We start from the raw sequence: 16,926 nt of genomic DNA on the forward strand, positions 1-16,926 counted from the left end.
AAAACAGTTTTTTGATCATTCTTTATTTGTAGGTTCTGATTTCTAGTTTCTAATTCCTAATTATCTCGCCAGCGTTACCATTCCTTTTCTCTGAATAACTTTGCCGTTCTTATCGATTCCTTCAGCAAACCACAGGTAGGTTTCAATTGGCTGCGGTACACCTTTCAAAGTGCCATCCCAACCGGTATTGATATCTTTTGTAGAGAAGATCAAATTGCCCCATCTGTTATAGATGCTAAATGTTTTTATTTCAGGAACTCCACTTACAATTGGTTTCAGGATGTCGTTGATACCATCGTTGTTTGGTGTAAATACTTTGGCCACGATAATGTCGATCGATTGTGCGATAAAGTGAAGTTTTGCAGGACTGCCATTTGTGATAGCTATGCCTTTCACTTTAGCGGTGATCGAAGCTTCATTAACTGCTCCGCTGGTAAGACTTATGATCGCATCTCCGTTTGCATCTGTTACAACAGGCATTGGCGATACAATGATTGCAGTACCTGAAGCTACATTGAAATCGACCTGCACGTTGGCAACTGCGTTACCAGCTGCATCAACCAGGTGAACTTTCACCATGTTAACAGCTATGTTATCTGCTATTGCACTGTCTTTTACCACGCTGATCGTCGTAAGTGCATTGGTAAAGTCGATAGCCGGTCTGAAAGAAATTTTTACCGGACTATTATTTGTAAGCGGAGTGCCATTAATGCTTGCAGAGACATTTATTTCGCCAGGGTTATTGCTGGTGATACCTATAGTCGCATCGCCATTTGCATCAGTAACTACAGTAACAGTACCTGTTACAATGCCATTGCCATCTTTTTTAGTGAACACCACTGTTGCGCCAGCTACAGGGTTTCCGTTGGCATCTACAGCATGCACTTTGATTGAGTCGGCATCAACACCATCAGCAAACGCTGAATCTTTTACTACAGTGATTTTCGTTGCAGGATTATTTACGTCAACAGAGCCTGATTTAAAGTTTGCTTTCGCAGGACTTCCATTGATGATGTCTGTACCGTTCACTTTTGCAGTTACATTAGTGATGCCTGCAACTGTGCTTGTTAAAGAGATGGTCGCATCTCCATTAGCATCAGTGGTAAGGGTAGTAGTGCCTACAAATGTCGCACTGCCAGATTTTGCAAAGTCGATCGTTGCACCCGCAACAGGGAAGCCGTTTGCATCGGTAACGTGAACAGTTACGTTGTCTACGGCAACACCATCTGCATTCGCATCATTTTTCGTAACAGTTATTTTAGTACCCGGTACATTCACAGATGGAACACCGCCTATGAAGCTCGCTATCGCCGGACTGCCATTGACAATTGGCGTTCCGTTTACTGTTGCTGTGATCGTATTTGATCCCACAACAGTGCTTGTCATCGAAATAACAGCATCACCGTTAGCATCAGTCGTAACCGTGGTGGTACCGCTGAAAGTCGCGCTGCCGCTGGTAGAAGTAAAGGTTACAGTTGCTCCTGCGACCGCGTTTCCATTCACATCAGCCACGTGCACTTTTATTTTATCTGTAGCAGTGCCGTCGGCCTTCGCATTATCCTGGACAACACTAATTGCTGTTGCCGGATTGGTTACAGAAGGAGCGTTCGCTTTGAATGTTGCTTTTGCAGGGCTGCCGTTTGTGATTGCCACACCATTTACAGTTGCTGTAATGTCGTTAGAGCCGGCAATTATGCTGGTCAAACTCACAAAAGCATCGCCATTGGTGTCTGTTACAACTGTCACCGGAGTGGAGAATGTTGCGCTGCCGTTTGATTTGGTGAACACAACAGTTGCACCTGCAACAGGGTTTCCGTTCGCATCGGTAATATGAGCTTTTACTTTGTCAGCATCTGTTCCGTCAGCTATTGAGTTATTTTTTGTAATTGTTATATTGGTTGTTGGAACTGTTGTGTTAGGTGCATCTGCAACAAACACCACTTTTGCAGGACTGCCATTTGTTATGGCAACTCCGTTTACTGTTGCGGTAATATCGTTAGAGCCTGCTACGGTGCTTGTCATGGAGATGAATGCATCACCGTTTGCATCTGTTGTCGCTGTAGGTGCGCCGATAAATGTGCCGCTGCCACTCGCTTGTGTGAATACTATTGTCGCATTTGCTACATTATTTCCGTTCGCATCAACTACATGCACTTTAATTTGGTCTGTAGCTGATCCGTCAGCTTTGGCATTGTTTACCGTAACACTGATTGTTGTTAAAGGATTTGATACTGCCGGAACGTCTGCTACGAAATTAGCTTTTGCAGGACTTCCGTATGCAATTGTGCTTCCATTTACGGTAGCTGTAATATTGTTCGATCCTGCAACGGTGCTTGTCATTGTTATAAAAGCATCTCCGTTTGCATCGGTCGTTACAGTTACAGAACCTACGAATGATGCGCTTCCCGTCGATTTTGAGAATGTTACAGATGCATTTGGAACAGGGTTACCGTTTACGTCAACGATATGCGCTTTAATTTTATCGGTTGCGGTGCCGTCAGCCTTTGCATTGTCGGCAACAACACTTAATGCGGTCCCAGGGTTATATATAGTAGGCGCCCCTGCCACAAAGGTTGCAACAGCAGGACTTCCGTTTACGATCGGGCTACCGCTAACAGTTGCGGTGATATAATTATCACCGGCAAAAGTGCTTATCATTTTAATTGTGGCATTACCATTTGCATCGGTCACTACCGTCGTAGAGCCTACAAATACACCACTCCCCGTTGTTTTTGTAAACACCACTGTTATATACGGAACACCGTTACCTGCAGCATCTGCAATGTGAGCAACAATTACATCGGTTGACGAATAATCTGCGGCTGCATTATCAGTAGATACAAATAGTTTTGTCAGGGGATTGCTTAGAGATGGAGGGAGAGCACTAAACACCGCCTCAGCAGGGCTGCCATTTTTAATTGGCGTACCGTTTACTGTTGCAGTAATTAAGTTGGTTCCACTAACGGTGCTTGTCAGATACACAGATGCAACCCCTGCGCTATTGGTTGTAACTGTAGCAGAACCGACGATTGTGGCACTCCCAGTGCTTACAGTGAATGTTATTGTGGCGCCAGGTACCGGATTGCCGTTCGCGTCAACGACTATTACTGTTGCCTGATCCGTGCTTGATCCATCTGCCATACGGCCGTTCGCTGAAATCCCTATTCTGGTACCCGCCTGATTTGTGTCTGGAGGCCCCGCTGTAAAGTGAACTATAGCAGGAGCATTAAGCACCGTTACCCCGTTTATTTTGGCAGTAACAGTTACACTTCCCGCAGTCGTACTGCTCAATGGCAAAATAGCATCGCCATTTGCATCTGTTTTTACAACGTAACTAACACCGGAACCTCCGATGTTAGCGCTGAAATTTACATCCTGGTTTGAAACCGGATTTCCGTTGGCATCCACCACGTGCACTTTTACAACGTTCTTGGCAACTCCATCTGCCGTTTGATTGTCAGTTACAACAGTTATAGCCGTCAACGGATTTGTAATGCTGGGTGATCCCGCAGCAAAATCAACAGTAGCTGGATCGCCATTTGAAAGCGGAGCGCCATTAACCGTTGCCGATATTTTAACTACACCCACAAGGCTGCTCGTTAGTGATATCTGTGCGTTACCGCTGGCATCTGTTAGCACAGTTGTTGATCCAACAAAAGTGGCAGTGCCACTCGTTACTGTAAATACAACGCTTTGCCCCGGCAAAGGAGTATTCGTTCCGTCAACCACAAGAACGTTTACAATATTTTTATCAATATTGTCGGCTGTGGCATGAGTCTTGATAATAAACAGCGTAGAAGTAGCTGCCGCGTCTCCTGCGTAAGTAAAGAGATTTGAAAACAATAATAAGGTAGTCAAGGCTAAACAAAGTAGGCCTTTGAGTTTGGATTTTTCTAAACAGTATTGCACGCAGGATCTTGGATTCATGTTATGCGTAAACATAAGTATAGGATTTTATAACTAGCTATTTGCTGGTCAATAAACACCTGTTCAGATAATATATCTGCTATAGCGGGAGCTGGAATTTCCACCACATTTTTTAAAATGCTTGCATTTCTTTCACTGTTCAAAACAACTCGTCCTTGCTATAGGGTAGCAGGCTTTATTGCTCATCAATTATATCTCACGTCGATGGATAAATGCTTTGCAGTGACAGCACAATATGGTTTGATTAATGTGTGGCTGTTTCGTAAAATCAGCTGTGGGCGGGCGTTTTAGCCGGTGTGACATGTTGGTAAGGGATTTGGAAATTTGATTCATGGTTTTGGATTTATTGTTGAATTTTTCAATTCACAGGGTAATATTAATAAAAATATTTTAATGCAATAACTTTTTTTGAGTTTCTACGAAAAACGTCTTCGTAAAAGACCCAAAGCCGCAATTCATTTTTCTAAGTTTTCCTTTCTATTTTCTCTAAGTGTTTTCTTTTATCCTCTTAAATGGTTTGCCTCACTAAAACTACCGGCCGAAAACGAATTGTTACTCTATGCGATATTCTATTTTTACCTTACAACGCGAAATTTGAAGTTTTATTTTTTACTTTCCATTAATATTTTTTCGTTTATACGGACAAATTTCTACCCGCGGCTCTCTTTTACTTTCAATAAATTACAGATTGCGAAAATAATTTCAAGCGAAATTTTGATCGGAGAAATGCGGTTACACGTTTCTGTGTCTTTTAAGAACTTCGAATAAAGTAAGCCTTTTACTTATCTCACAAAAAACAGATTCACTTTCGGATGTGTTAAAGTCAACGTATAACGCATATACTTAGATGATAGTAAATCCAACAAGTGATTTTACGATTATACATTTGTGTAACTACTGCCTTTTCTTCAACCACGGAGAAAAAGAGAAGACGTTCGCAAATCTCCTTCACTCGGTGAAAAAAAATCTCTTATGTCTGTAGTAAAAAAAAGATCTGGTAAAACTTAGTGAGCGAATCATCTGTTCTTCTCTTTTTCACTTTCGTTGTATTTATATAATAGAGTCAATGATCTTTTCATGTAACCGTTCCCGAATCTAGCATCAACCATTCAGCGATTCAGTTGCTTAGTCTTCCAGCTATTCAACTAGTCAGTTAATCAGCTCCGGCTAACGCCAGTAAGCATTTGACCGTTACACTTTGAATTTCACGTGGTTCATAAATGTTTTTCATTACTATATATATAAATGAAAGGAGTCCATGCCTTGCTGAATATGAATTTTATGCTTGTTGTAAGAAATTCATTAAAAAAAATATCCAGATTAAATGATTTTGACTGAATTTTGCGGCCTGAAAGGAAACCAATGGGTAAAGAAAAATACTTACAGGAAGCAGATGTGGTTTTAATTGGGGCAGGAATAATGAGTGCAACACTTGGAACTTTGCTTAAAGAATTACAGCCAAATTTAACTATCGAAATCTTTGAACGCCTGGATGTGGCAGCTGCAGAAAGCTCCGACGCATGGAACAATGCCGGTACAGGTCACTCGGCTTTTTGCGAATTAAATTATACTCCGGAAAAGGAAGACGGCTCTGTTGAAACGTCGAAAGCAATTAAGATCGCAGAATCCTTTGAAGTGTCAAAAGAGTTTTGGGCCTATCTTGTTCAGAATAATATTGTTCAGCATCCCAAAACATTTATCAGAAGCATTCCTCACATGAGCTTTGTATGGGGTGAAAAAAATGTTTCTTACCTGAAAACGCGTTACGAAGCGTTAACGAAGAACCATTTGTTTGAAGGAATGCAATATTCCGAAAACAATAATGAAATCAAAAAATGGGTTCCACTGATTATGGAAGGCCGTAACGAAGGCGATAAGGTAGCGGCGACCCGTATGGATATTGGTACAGATGTGAATTTTGGCGCCTTGACCAAAAGCATGTTTGACTATCTGAAACAACAGCCCGGTGTACATTTTCATCTCAACCACGATGTAAAAGATATCGAGAGAACAAAAGATGGGAAAAGATGGGACATTACGGTAAAGGATTTGGACTCGAAACGTAAAAGAGACATAAAGGCAAAGTTTGTTTTCATTGGAGCTGGCGGCGGATCCTTACCATTACTCGAAAAATCTGACATACCTGAAGGAAAAGGCTTCGGCGGCTTCCCGGTAAGCGGCCAGTGGTTGAAATGTACCAATCCGGCAATTATTGAGAAACACAATGCAAAAGTATACGGAAAGGCCTCCGTTGGTGCACCTCCAATGTCCGTTCCGCATTTGGATACCAGAATGATTGATGGCAAAAAAGCATTGCTCTTTGGACCCTATGCCGGTTTTTCTACTAAGTTCCTGAAAAATGGTTCATACCTCGATTTGCCCTTATCAATTAAAGTAAATAATATCCGCCCGATGCTGGCTGCTGGTTTCCACAATATTCCTCTGACAAAATATTTGATCGAGCAGGTTCGCCAGTCACCCGAAGACAGACTGGATGCCTTGAAAGAATATTTTCCTGAAGCAAAAATGGAAGATTGGGAACTTGAAATTGCGGGCCAGCGTGTACAGGTAATTAAAAAAGATCCGAAAGAAGGTGGCGTGCTTGAGTTTGGTACAGAAGTAGTAAGCGCTGCTGACGGAAGCATCGCGGCATTGTTGGGAGCATCTCCCGGCGCGTCTACTGCTGTTTCCATCATGCTTAACCTGATCGAACGTTGCTTCAAAAATGACGTTGCGGGAGACTGGAGTGTGAAATTGAGAGAAATGATCCCATCTTACGGCATTCCTTTAAGTAAGAATAAAGCACTTGCGCAGCAAACACGTGAAAGAACCAGTGAGCTGCTCGGTTTGAAAAGTGTACAGCTTGTAGAAGCGCTGTAGGGCGAATTGGATTCGCTCTGTTGCCAACCGAATAAGGTTTCAAAAATAAAGATGCAGCAAAATTGGTTTGACCAATTGAAATACATGAGAAGCTGCTTTGCAAAGGTCGCCTTTGCAAAGCAGCTTTGTTTTTGAAGGAATGTAACGACAGGACTATCGGTTGCGCAATTATTTTTGACGAAAGAGTCATGTTATAAAAAATATATTGTGTAAACTCGCAGAATGTTCAACGCCAACGCTAAATGGCAACGTTTAACGCGAATGTGATAATTTGCGTTTAGTGTTAAGTACCAAGCCTTCAGCAAAAAATAATGCTTTATGAAAAAGTTTCTCGACGAAAATTTTCTGCTAAACACCGAAACAGCTCAGCGTTTGTATAATGAATACGCGAAGCAGATGCCGATAATCGATTATCACAATCATTTGCCTCAGCAACAGATTGCAGAGAACAAAGCCTTTCAAAATATAACGCAGGCCTGGTTGTATGGAGATCATTATAAATGGAGAGCGATGCGTGCAAACGGCGTTGACGAGCATTACTGCACCGGCGGCGCAAGCGATTGGGAAAAGTTTGAACAATGGGCAGCAACCGTTCCTTACACCATGCGCAACCCTTTGTATCACTGGACCCACCTTGAGTTACAACGTTATTTTGATGTACACGATGTGTTAAAACCAGAAATGGCGCGAAGCATTTATAATACCTGCTCAGAGAAATTGCAAACGCCTGAATATGCGGTGCGTGGGTTGTTGAAAAAAGTAAATGTGAAACTGGTTTGTACAACAGATGATCCTGTTGATGACTTGCTTTTTCATAAACAATTAAGGGAAGAAAATTGTGAGATTGAAGTAAGGCCTGCCTTCAGGCCGGATGCTGCGATGAACATCGACAATCCTGTTTCATTTAATAATTACATGAGCAGGTTAGAAAAGGCGTCCGACATTTCAATTTCATCTTATCATGATTATATCAAGGCGTTGAAAAAACGTCATGAGTTCTTTGCGGAAAATGGTTGTACTGTTTCTGACCATGGTCTGGAACATTTGTTTGCAGACGATTACACCGAAGCAGATCTTAAAAATATTTTTACAAAAGTTCGCAGCGGTAAAACTCCGGACGCAGAGGAGATAAGAAAATTCAAATCTGCCATGCTGGTTACATTTGCCGAGTGGGATTGGGAGAAAAAATGGGTACAACAATATCACGTAGGTGCATTGCGCAACAACAATACAAGAAGGCTTCGGGAGCTTGGTGCTGATACAGGTTGGGACTCGATAGGAGATTTTCCGCAGGGACGGGCATTGTCTAAATTTTTGGATACACTTGACAATAAAAATAAGCTTGCGAAGACAATATTATACAATCTGAATCCAGCCGACAATGAATTGTTTGCAACAATGATCGGCAACTTCAATGATGGAACGGCAGCCGGAAAAGTGCAGTGGGGCTCAGGTTGGTGGTTCCTCGATCAGAAAGATGGGATGACAAAACAATTGAACGCTTTATCAAACATGGGGCTGCTCAGTCGTTTTGTAGGCATGCTAACAGACTCAAGAAGTTTTCTTTCATTTCCACGACATGAGTATTTCCGTCGAATTCTTTGCAATCTTTTAGGCGATGAAATTGAGAATGGAGAATTACCAAACGACATTGCTTGGATAGGAAAAATGGTACAAGATATTTGCTATAACAATACGAAGGAATATTTTGGCTGGAAGCAATTAAAGTAATTGAAAATTGAAAGTTGAAAATTGAGAATGAAGGAACGCGGAAGGCAGATTGCTTAACATCTGACGAAGCGTCTGGTGCGGCTTTTGTAACTGTTATCAACCAGCGTTAGGTGTTCAGCATGAAATAATAAAATAACTTAAATGAGTATTATACAAAAATTTAGCCTTGAGGGCAAAACTGCGCTGGTAACGGGTTTTAACAAGGGAATAGGTAAGGGCATGGCACTTGGACTGGCAGAAGCTGGCGCAGACATTATTGGTGTTGCCAGCAGCAAAACGGAACCGGGCAGCGATGTTGAAAAAGAAATTACGGCTCTTGGAAGAAAGTATAAAGCTTATCAGGCGGATCTTTCAGACAGAACACAAGTGTATGCTTTCATCAAGCAGATACTTGAAGAGAACCAACAAATTGATATACTTGTAAATAATGCCGGTATCATCATGCGTAAGCCTTTCGGCGAACACCCTGATGAATATTGGGACAAAGTGATGGCCGTAAATCTCGATGCACCATTCATCCTTTCCCGAGAAATAGGCAATCATATGCTGCAGAGGGGAAGCGGTAAAATTATTTTTACTTGTTCTTTACTGAGTTTCCAGGGTGGCATCAATGTGCCGGGTTATGCAGCCAGTAAGAGCGGAATCGCAGCGCTGGTGCGTGGTATGTCGAACGAGTGGGCCTCAAAAGGCATTAATGTAAATGGCATTGCACCTGGTTATATTTCAACAGATAATACAGATGCTTTAAGAAATGACGCTGAGAGAAGTAAGTCCATTCTTGATCGCATTCCTGCCGGTCGCTGGGGAGAAGTGGAGGATTTCAAAGGCGCTGTTGTTTTCCTCGCATCTGATGCTGCGAAATATGTACACGGAACGATCCTTACCGTGGATGGTGGCTGGATGGGAAGATAAATTGAAAATTGAAAATGTCGGTGAAAGCGTCGCAGTAAATTATTTCGATTATCTTCATCAATATTAACCTTATAAAGACCACAATACAAAAAGAATGAATCAACAAACGATTGGAAAGTATCGCTGGACGATATGCGCCTTATTGCTGTTTTCTACAACGATCAATTACATGGATCGAAATGTGATTGGTTTTCTGAAAGAGTATTTTTGTTCTCCTGAGGGTTTCGGATGGAGCAATAAAGACTTCTCTTATGTGACTTCCGTGTTTACTGCATTTTATGCCGGCTTCACTTTATTTGCCGGAATTATTATTGATAAGATAGGAACCAAACTTGGTCTTGCATTATCGTTGATCGTGTGGTCAATTTTTGGCATTGCCAACGCTTTTGTGGGAAACACGATCGCCTGGCACATGATCTGCCGTTCTTTGTTTGGTGCCGGTGAAGCGGGCAACTTTCCTGCTTCAATTAAAACCGTTGCTGAATGGTTCCCTAAAAGAGAACGTGCATTGGCAACCGGAATTTTCAACTCAGGCTCAAATATCGGTGCAATGATCTGCGCGTTGTTCGTACCATGGTGCCTGATTCATTTTGGCGCCGACCCCGGTTGGAAACTGGCATTCATATTTACTGGCGTTGCTGGTTTTATTTGGCTGATTTTCTGGTTTATGTTATACAATACACCTGCAAAATTGAAAGGCACAAAACTTTCCCAGGCTGAGTATGATTATATCCACAGCGATGCTGATGAGCAAGCTGCAGCTTCAGGGAAAGAAGAAGATAAAGCCACAAAGATTTCCTGGTTCAAACTGCTTACTTATCGCCAGACATGGGCCTTCTTTTTTGGAAAATTCATGACGGACGGAATCTGGTGGTTCCTGCTTTTCTGGTTGCCGGATTACCTGAAAAAACAATTCGGTATGACGACACAGGAGGTGATGTGGCCAACATTTATCGTGTTTGGTATAGCGATCATTGGTAGTGTATTTGGCGGTAGCATCCCAATGTTTTTTATGAGCAAGGGATGGCCAACATACAAAGCCCGCATGACTGCAATGTTCCTCATCGCCTTGTGTCCATTGGTTGTATTGTCCATCAATTACTTTGGAAATGTTTCTGTGTTTGGGCAGAATGCCGTTATTTATGCAGTGGCGATCATCTGTCTTGCAGGTGCCTCACACCAGGCGTGGTCCGCAAATCTATTTACAACAGTGTCCGATATGTTTCCTAAAAAAGCAGTTGGTTCTGTTACCGGTATTGGTGCAGCGGCTGGTGGTTTAGGCGGTGTGCTGGTGCAGCTGGCAGCTGGAAACCTGACGGATCACTATGAAAAGCTGGGGGATAAACAAACAGCCTACGTTATTATGTTCTGTGTTTGTGCAAGCTCTTATCTTGTAGCCTGGGCCATTATGAAAATGCTGGTGCCAAAACATAAGCCAATAACTGATCTTTAGTTAATTGAAAATGGAAAGTTGAAAATTGAAAATGAGAGAGGACGCAGATTTTCGTGATTTTCTTTAATCATAATAAATCGTGACAATCATAAAGATCTGCGTTCTTTATTCCTTCATTTTCAACTTTCAATTTTCAATTAACTCTCTACTTCCTCCCTCAGCAGCGGCATGCTCATACAATGGAAGCCGCCGCGGGCACGGGATAGCTCGGCAGATGGCATTAATATCAAAGTGTCTTTGAGCTTGGCAGGGTCGATTTCGTCGTGTTCAAATTTTTCAATCAGTTCCTTTGCGTGGATAATGTTGAAGCCCTCCTCTTTAAATGCTTCCACCGTTTTATCGTTTCTGTCGTAACCCAACACAACACCTTCTTTTAACGCCAGCAGGTTACAGGAATCAGTCCACTGTTCGCGAGTATCAAAAGGAAATTGATTGTTACCCGAGTAAACGAATTTTACTTTATCCTCGCATTTCAAATCGTTCTCACTAATGTCTATTAAAAGATCTTCTAGATTGCTGAAGAATTTTGGATTCTCAATATCTTTCTTTCTGAATTGAATAATCTTTAAATTATCTTCTTTCTTGTGGCCCTCCAAAATGCGTTGAATGGCATCTGCATCTTCCATCTTAATCGCCTTGCGGGAGAAGCTTCCAAGCATCACCCACATGTTTCTTTTTACTTGTGTAAACACTGTGTCGATGTGCATGTAATCCCTCTTCTTCGGAATCTTTACAATGCTCACTTTCTTCACAATATTTTTCTCAAATAAAATATTAGTAACGCGATGCGCAGCTTCCATGCTGGTGCGTTCACTCACACCAATCAATACGTGGTCTTTCGAAACTACCATTACATCACCACCTTCAAGCGTTACCTTTTTTTCATCACCTTTTGGCAAAAGGAAATGGTGCATCGTATCAGGGATCTCAATTACTTTATCATGATACTCCTTGAAGAAAGGATGATAAAAGAAAATGTATTTGGCAAGAAGAGATTCTCTCGTCCTCGCTTTTTTTGCCGGTTTGTTTAATAGTACGTGATCGTTAATGATAATACCGATGTCCCTTGTAAAAATGAAATTGGGAATAGGAGGGAAGATCATTTCATCTTCATTAAGACTGCCGGTGATAAAGACCTTCGCAAGATGTGTGCCTGAAAGCTTTAGCAGCTCCTGTTCTGTAGCATGCGGACAATTCTCAATCGCACAAACAGAAGCGACCAGCTTTAATTTTATATCATGCTCTTCCAAAATTTCCCCTAAGAGCCATTGCAGTTCAATTACCTTATCTGATCTGAAAAAAGACGCATGGTCGGGTTTGTAAAAATCCCTTTTGCCATTGTCGATCGTGTGCAGATTGCCTTTGATTTTGCCGGGATCAAGAAAGTATAAAAGGATTTTGGTGTAATAATCGTATTCTTTTCTGCGAATCGTATCAAGGTGAACGATGTCCTCAAAAAGCCAGTCCTGTGCCTTGCTTGGAACCACTTTTCCAAGGCCGCTATCCGGACTATGAACGAGTAATCTTTTCAATGTGCCGATTTCTGATGAAACCATCAATGCGTTTGTGTTTGTTGCCATAAAATTTATTAAATGGAAAAAATCAGGAAAGTTCTGCGTACGAAAAATCGCCGGACATTGCGCCCGCACTACATTTTGGCAAGGAAACCGAAATGATGTTCGTAATAAATGTTTTGTATTTGCAGAACATTAAGCATAAGAGGCAATAAATGTATGGATTTTATTACAGGAAAAAAAATGACAGCGAATGGGGATTTCGGTATCTAAAGTGACTCTATTAAAGCGAAATCAGTTTTAAGAAAATAAAAACGAAAACTGTCTAGTATCAAAACATTTTTTTTAGATATCGTCTGCGGAAACCCGTGCTTATTTTGATAAATTACATAACTGAAAAGGTTGGGTAGTTGTATTAATGCATGTTGTAAAGTACCTTAAAACATCTTTAGATTATTAAACACATAAAAGATCGCTTACATCATGAAGAGATTACTTCTTGCAGCAATTGTATTGGGATTAAGTGTGCAATCGATAGCGCAACTTCACAAGGCGCCCGCTTATCCTTTGATCGCGCATGATACTTATTTCAGCGTTTGGTCATTTACGGATCAATTAAATGGATCAATCACCAAACATTGGACAGGTGCTGATCAGTCTCTTAACGGCCTTATAAAAGTGGACAATAAGGTGTATCGTTTCATGGGTGCGGAGGAACAAACATTTCTGACCATTCTGCCTGCGGCTGACGAGAAAAATTATTCAGTACAATATACGGAAACCAATCCCGGCGGAGATTGGATGAATGCCATATTTAATGATAAAGCATGGCAAACAGGGCCCGCTCCGTTTAGTGACAATACTGATGCGAAAGGCGCTACTACATGGAAAAGCAAGAACCTCTGGATGAGAAGAACCTTCAACATGTCAAGCCTTCCTGCAGGAAAAATTTATCTTAAACTTAACCACGACGATAACGTAGAAGTATATCTGAATGACAAAAAAATATATAATAAAGATGGCTGGGTACGCAAGTTCATTTACATTCCTGTTGATGCTTCTGCATTTAAAAAAGGCTACAACATGTTGGCGATACATTGCGCAAATACCGCTGGTGGTGCATATTTGGATGCGGGCATAGTGATAGAGCAAGTTAACGAAAGCACCACGATTTCAGATGCGAAACAAACGGACGTCAACATCAGTGCTACACAAACAGCATACAGTTTTATCTGCGGCCCGGTTAAACTGGATGTTACATTCACAAGCCCATTGTTGATGAGCGACCTTAAAATAATGGCACGTCCGGTTTCCTATATCACTACAAAAGTGGCTGCTACAGATGGCAAACAACACGATGTAAATGTGTACCTGGGAACATCCACAGATCTTGCAGTGAATGAACCAACACAATCCGTTACAACGAGTGCATATTCAACGGGCGACCTGTTGATATTGAAAGCTGGAACCGTTGCGCAGCCCATCCTGCAAAAGAAAGGCGACGACGTTCGCATTGACTGGGGTTATTTATATGTAGCCGCTCCAAAAGCTTCCAAAGCTACGCAGTTCATTGCTACGCCGGAAGATGCATTAGCGGCTTTCAAAAGGAGCACCATTGCGAAAACTTCTGCCGACAAACATTTGACGCTGGCAACAGTTGTTCCCTTTGGTAAAGTAGGGGCTAATGCCGCAGAGCAATTTGTGATGATTGGATATGATGATATAAACCCTGTTCAATTCTTCGGAAAGAATTTATTGCCATGGTGGAAGGAAAATGGCGGCACCATTGAATCAGAACTTGCAGATGCGAACATTGCTTACAAATCTGTCATTTCTCAGTGTAACACATTCGATGCCGATCTTTATAAAAATGCGCTTGAATCCGGCGGGCAGGATTATGCACAGCTTTGTGTTTTGGCGTACAGACAAAGCATCGCAGCACACAAACTTGTAAAGAGTCCGCAGGGTGATCTTCTTTTCTTGTCAAAAGAAAATTTCAGTAACGGTTCGATAAACACCGTTGATATTACATATCCTTCTGCGCCTATGTATCTCCTATATAACCCGGATTTGCTGAAAGGAATGATGACCGGTATCTTCTATTACAGCGAAAGCGGTAAATGGACGAAACCTTTTGCTGCACACGATTTAGGAACATATCCTTTAGCAAACGGACAAACTTATGGTGAAGACATGCCTGTAGAAGAATCGGGCAACATGATCATTTGTGCGGCAGCAATTGCCAAAGCAGAAGGTAATGCAGCATATGCCCGCAAGCACTGGAAGACATTGTCTGCTTGGGCAGCATACCTGAAAAAAGCCGGCTTCGATCCTGCGAATCAATTGTGTACCGACGACTTTGCAGGACATCTTGCACGCAATGCAAATCTTTCTGTGAAAGCAATTATCGCATTGGGCGCTTACGCAAAATTAGCTGAGCAATTAGGCGAAAAAGCAACGGCTGAGACTTATAAAAAAACAGCAAGCGAAATGGCTGCAAAATGGGCCACCATGGCGGCTGACGGCGACCACTACGCGTTAACATTTGACAAAAAAAATACATGGAGCCAGAAATATAATATGGTTTGGGACAAACTGCTTGGCTTGAATTTGTTCCCTAAAGATGTGTATGTCAAAGAAGTAAAATATTATCTTACTAAACAAAACGTGTATGGATTGCCGTTAGATAGTAGAAAGTCATACACTAAGTCCGACTGGATCGTGTGGACAGCCACACTCGCCGACAACCAAAAAGATTTTCAGGCATTTGTAAAACCATTATTGAAATACGTCGAAGAAACTCCTACAAGAGTTCCGTTAAGCGACTGGCACGAAACTACCAATGGACAACAAGTAGGTTTCCAGGCAAGAAGTGTAGTTGGCGGCTACTACATTAAAATGCTGGAAGACAAATGGAAGAACCAGGAACTTGGCATTAGAAAATGATCTTTCTGTAAAACATACTTTGAATGGCTCTTGCTAGCCATTCTTTTTTTTGTGTATTTCCCTTTAAACCACCAGAAAACAATTTGTGGTCAAAGCCAACGGTAACAGCCGTTCCAACGTCTATATTCGAAATGTGACGCTAAACGGTAATGTGTACTTGAAGAATTTTATTCGTAATACAGACATTATCAAAGGCAGTTTACTGGAATTTTAATATAAGCGATAAACCAAACCAGTCAAGAGGCTTGCTGAAAGAGGACAGGCCATTTTCATTAATTGCAAACTAGAGTAAAGTGTAAAGTGAAAAGTAAAAAATCAAAAGTGAGAAGGCTGCGTTTCGACGTTAATGCAGATATTTTGCACGGGCTCTTACAAAAAGATAAACAGCCTAGTATTGAACGCTTTTGACTTTTTCGTTTTTCGGTTGACTTAACTTATGCTATCGAAAAGTTATTTTTCATAACTTTTGCCGCAATTATAGCATAGTAAAGCAATTAAATTTTATGAACAAAAGAACCTTTGGTTTATTTGCACTTTTACTAATAGTGTTAATGAATTCAGTGTATTCTCAAAAATTTAAAGTAGGCACATACAATATCCGGTATGCAAACGGTGGAGATTCCTCTCACGCAAATGGTTGGGGACAAAGGTTGCCGGTCATTGCCGGGTTAATCAGGTTCCATGACTTTGACATCTTCGGCACGCAGGAAGGTTTTTACAAACAACTGGAAGAAATGAAAGCCGCATTGCGGGGTTACACCTACATAGGAGTTGGTCGCGATGACGGCAAAGAAAAAGGCGAGCACTCTGCCATTTTCTACAAGACGGATAAGTTTGAAGTACTTGATCATGGTGATTTTTGGTTGTCCACAATTACCGATAAGCCCAACAAAGGCTGGGATGCTGCGTTGCCGCGCATTTGCTCCTGGGGCAAATTCAAGGAAAAGAAAACGGGGTTCATATTTTTCATGTACAACCTGCACATGGATCACATTGGTGTGGAAGCAAGAAGAGAAAGCTGTAAGCTGATCCTCAAAAAAATCCAGGATATGAAAACGAAAATTCCTGTGATCCTTACCGGCGATTTTAATGTTGATCAAACGAACGAAAGCTATACGTTGCTAGACACTTCGGGCCTCTTGCGCGATGCATACGAAACCTCACAGATTCGATATGCGACCAACGGAACTTTCAATGATTTTAAAACAGACACGAAGACAACCAGTCGCATCGATCATATTTTTCTGACAAAAAATTTTAAAGTGCTCCGCTACGGCATCTTAACCGATACCTACAGAGCCGAAATACCCGTTAGCACAGATTCTATTCAGACAAAGAATTTCCCAAAAGAAGTTTCTTTGTATCATTACGAAGCAAGAGTACCTTCGGACCACTTTCCGGTATTGATTGAAGTAGAATATTAATAATACAGGAACAGATTTTCATGATTTTGATGATTTTTTATGATCTTTTAATATGTAGGCTACATCGCTCATTTATATTCTACTGTACAAGTGTGCGACGCAACGATGTTTAATTTTTATTCTATCGTTGACCTCCCAA

8 protein-coding genes and 1 pseudogene are annotated in these 16,926 nt (G+C 41.5%); 7 read left to right on the forward strand and 2 right to left on the reverse strand.

Annotated features, from left to right (window positions below):
• Window positions 1-60: 60 nt before the first annotated feature.
• Complete coding sequence (locus QJ048_RS11180) at window positions 61-3,858, reverse strand: beta strand repeat-containing protein (protein ID WP_282334435.1); 3,798 nt, start codon at window positions 3,856-3,858, stop codon at window positions 61-63.
• A gap of 1,431 nt (window positions 3,859-5,289) precedes the next feature.
• On the opposite strand from QJ048_RS11180, the gene QJ048_RS11185 reads away from it, so the two are divergent.
• The 4 genes from QJ048_RS11185 to QJ048_RS11200 all read left to right on the forward strand — a co-directional run bounded on the left by QJ048_RS11185 (window position 5,290) and on the right by QJ048_RS11200 (window position 10,903).
• The gene (locus tag QJ048_RS11185) at window positions 5,290-6,807 is read left to right on the forward strand and encodes a malate:quinone oxidoreductase (protein WP_282334436.1); all 1,518 of its coding nucleotides are present in this window, start codon (window positions 5,290-5,292) and stop codon (window positions 6,805-6,807) included.
• 318 nt (window positions 6,808-7,125) lie between these two features.
• Window positions 7,126-8,538: a glucuronate isomerase gene (gene uxaC, locus QJ048_RS11190; protein ID WP_282334437.1), complete on the forward strand. Its 1,413-nt coding sequence runs from the start codon at window positions 7,126-7,128 to the stop codon at window positions 8,536-8,538.
• 141 nt (window positions 8,539-8,679) lie between these two features.
• Window positions 8,680-9,450 carry an SDR family NAD(P)-dependent oxidoreductase gene (locus QJ048_RS11195; RefSeq protein ID WP_282334438.1) on the forward strand — a complete coding sequence of 257 codons (771 nt, stop codon included), beginning with the start codon at window positions 8,680-8,682 and terminating at the stop codon, window positions 9,448-9,450.
• 94 nt (window positions 9,451-9,544) lie between these two features.
• A complete protein-coding gene (locus tag QJ048_RS11200) occupies window positions 9,545-10,903 on the forward strand; it encodes an MFS transporter (protein WP_282334439.1) in 1,359 nt (452 codons plus the stop codon).
• A 137-nt stretch (window positions 10,904-11,040) separates the two neighbouring features.
• On the opposite strand, the gene QJ048_RS11205 is transcribed toward QJ048_RS11200, so the two are convergent.
• Entirely contained in the window at window positions 11,041-12,483 is a 1,443-nt protein-coding gene (locus QJ048_RS11205; protein WP_282334440.1) for an arginine deiminase family protein, read from the reverse strand.
• A gap of 417 nt (window positions 12,484-12,900) precedes the next feature.
• Between QJ048_RS11205 and QJ048_RS11210 the strand changes: the two genes are divergently transcribed.
• From QJ048_RS11210 to QJ048_RS11215, 3 genes and pseudogenes are all read left to right on the forward strand, one after another.
• The gene (locus QJ048_RS11210) at window positions 12,901-15,363 is read left to right on the forward strand and encodes a glutaminase family protein (RefSeq protein WP_282334441.1); all 2,463 of its coding nucleotides are present in this window, start codon (window positions 12,901-12,903) and stop codon (window positions 15,361-15,363) included.
• 82 nt (window positions 15,364-15,445) lie between these two features.
• Window positions 15,446-15,577: pseudogene (locus QJ048_RS23445) on the forward strand (glycoside hydrolase domain-containing protein); the annotation flags it as partial.
• A gap of 289 nt (window positions 15,578-15,866) precedes the next feature.
• The gene (locus QJ048_RS11215; RefSeq protein ID WP_282334442.1) at window positions 15,867-16,787 is read left to right on the forward strand and encodes an endonuclease/exonuclease/phosphatase family protein; all 921 of its coding nucleotides are present in this window, start codon (window positions 15,867-15,869) and stop codon (window positions 16,785-16,787) included.
• The last annotated feature ends 139 nt before the right edge of the window (window positions 16,788-16,926 follow it).

Origin of the sequence: Pinibacter soli, from assembly GCF_029961145.1 — a bacterium.
GTDB classification, from domain to species: Bacteria; Bacteroidota; Bacteroidia; order Chitinophagales; family Chitinophagaceae; genus Pinibacter; species Pinibacter soli.

Coding starts and splice junctions, on each gene's coding strand:
- QJ048_RS11185 (WP_282334436.1), top strand. CDS start 5,290: ATGGGTAAAGAAAAATACTTACAGGAAGCAGATGTGGTTTTAATTGGG.
- uxaC (WP_282334437.1), top strand. CDS start 7,126: ATGAAAAAGTTTCTCGACGAAAATTTTCTGCTAAACACCGAAACAGCT.
- QJ048_RS11195 (WP_282334438.1), top strand. CDS start 8,680: ATGAGTATTATACAAAAATTTAGCCTTGAGGGCAAAACTGCGCTGGTA.
- QJ048_RS11200 (WP_282334439.1), top strand. CDS start 9,545: ATGAATCAACAAACGATTGGAAAGTATCGCTGGACGATATGCGCCTTA.
- QJ048_RS11205 (WP_282334440.1), bottom strand. CDS start 12,483: ATGGCAACAAACACAAACGCATTGATGGTTTCATCAGAAATCGGCACA.
- QJ048_RS11210 (WP_282334441.1), top strand. CDS start 12,901: ATGAAGAGATTACTTCTTGCAGCAATTGTATTGGGATTAAGTGTGCAA.
- QJ048_RS11215 (WP_282334442.1), top strand. CDS start 15,867: ATGAACAAAAGAACCTTTGGTTTATTTGCACTTTTACTAATAGTGTTA.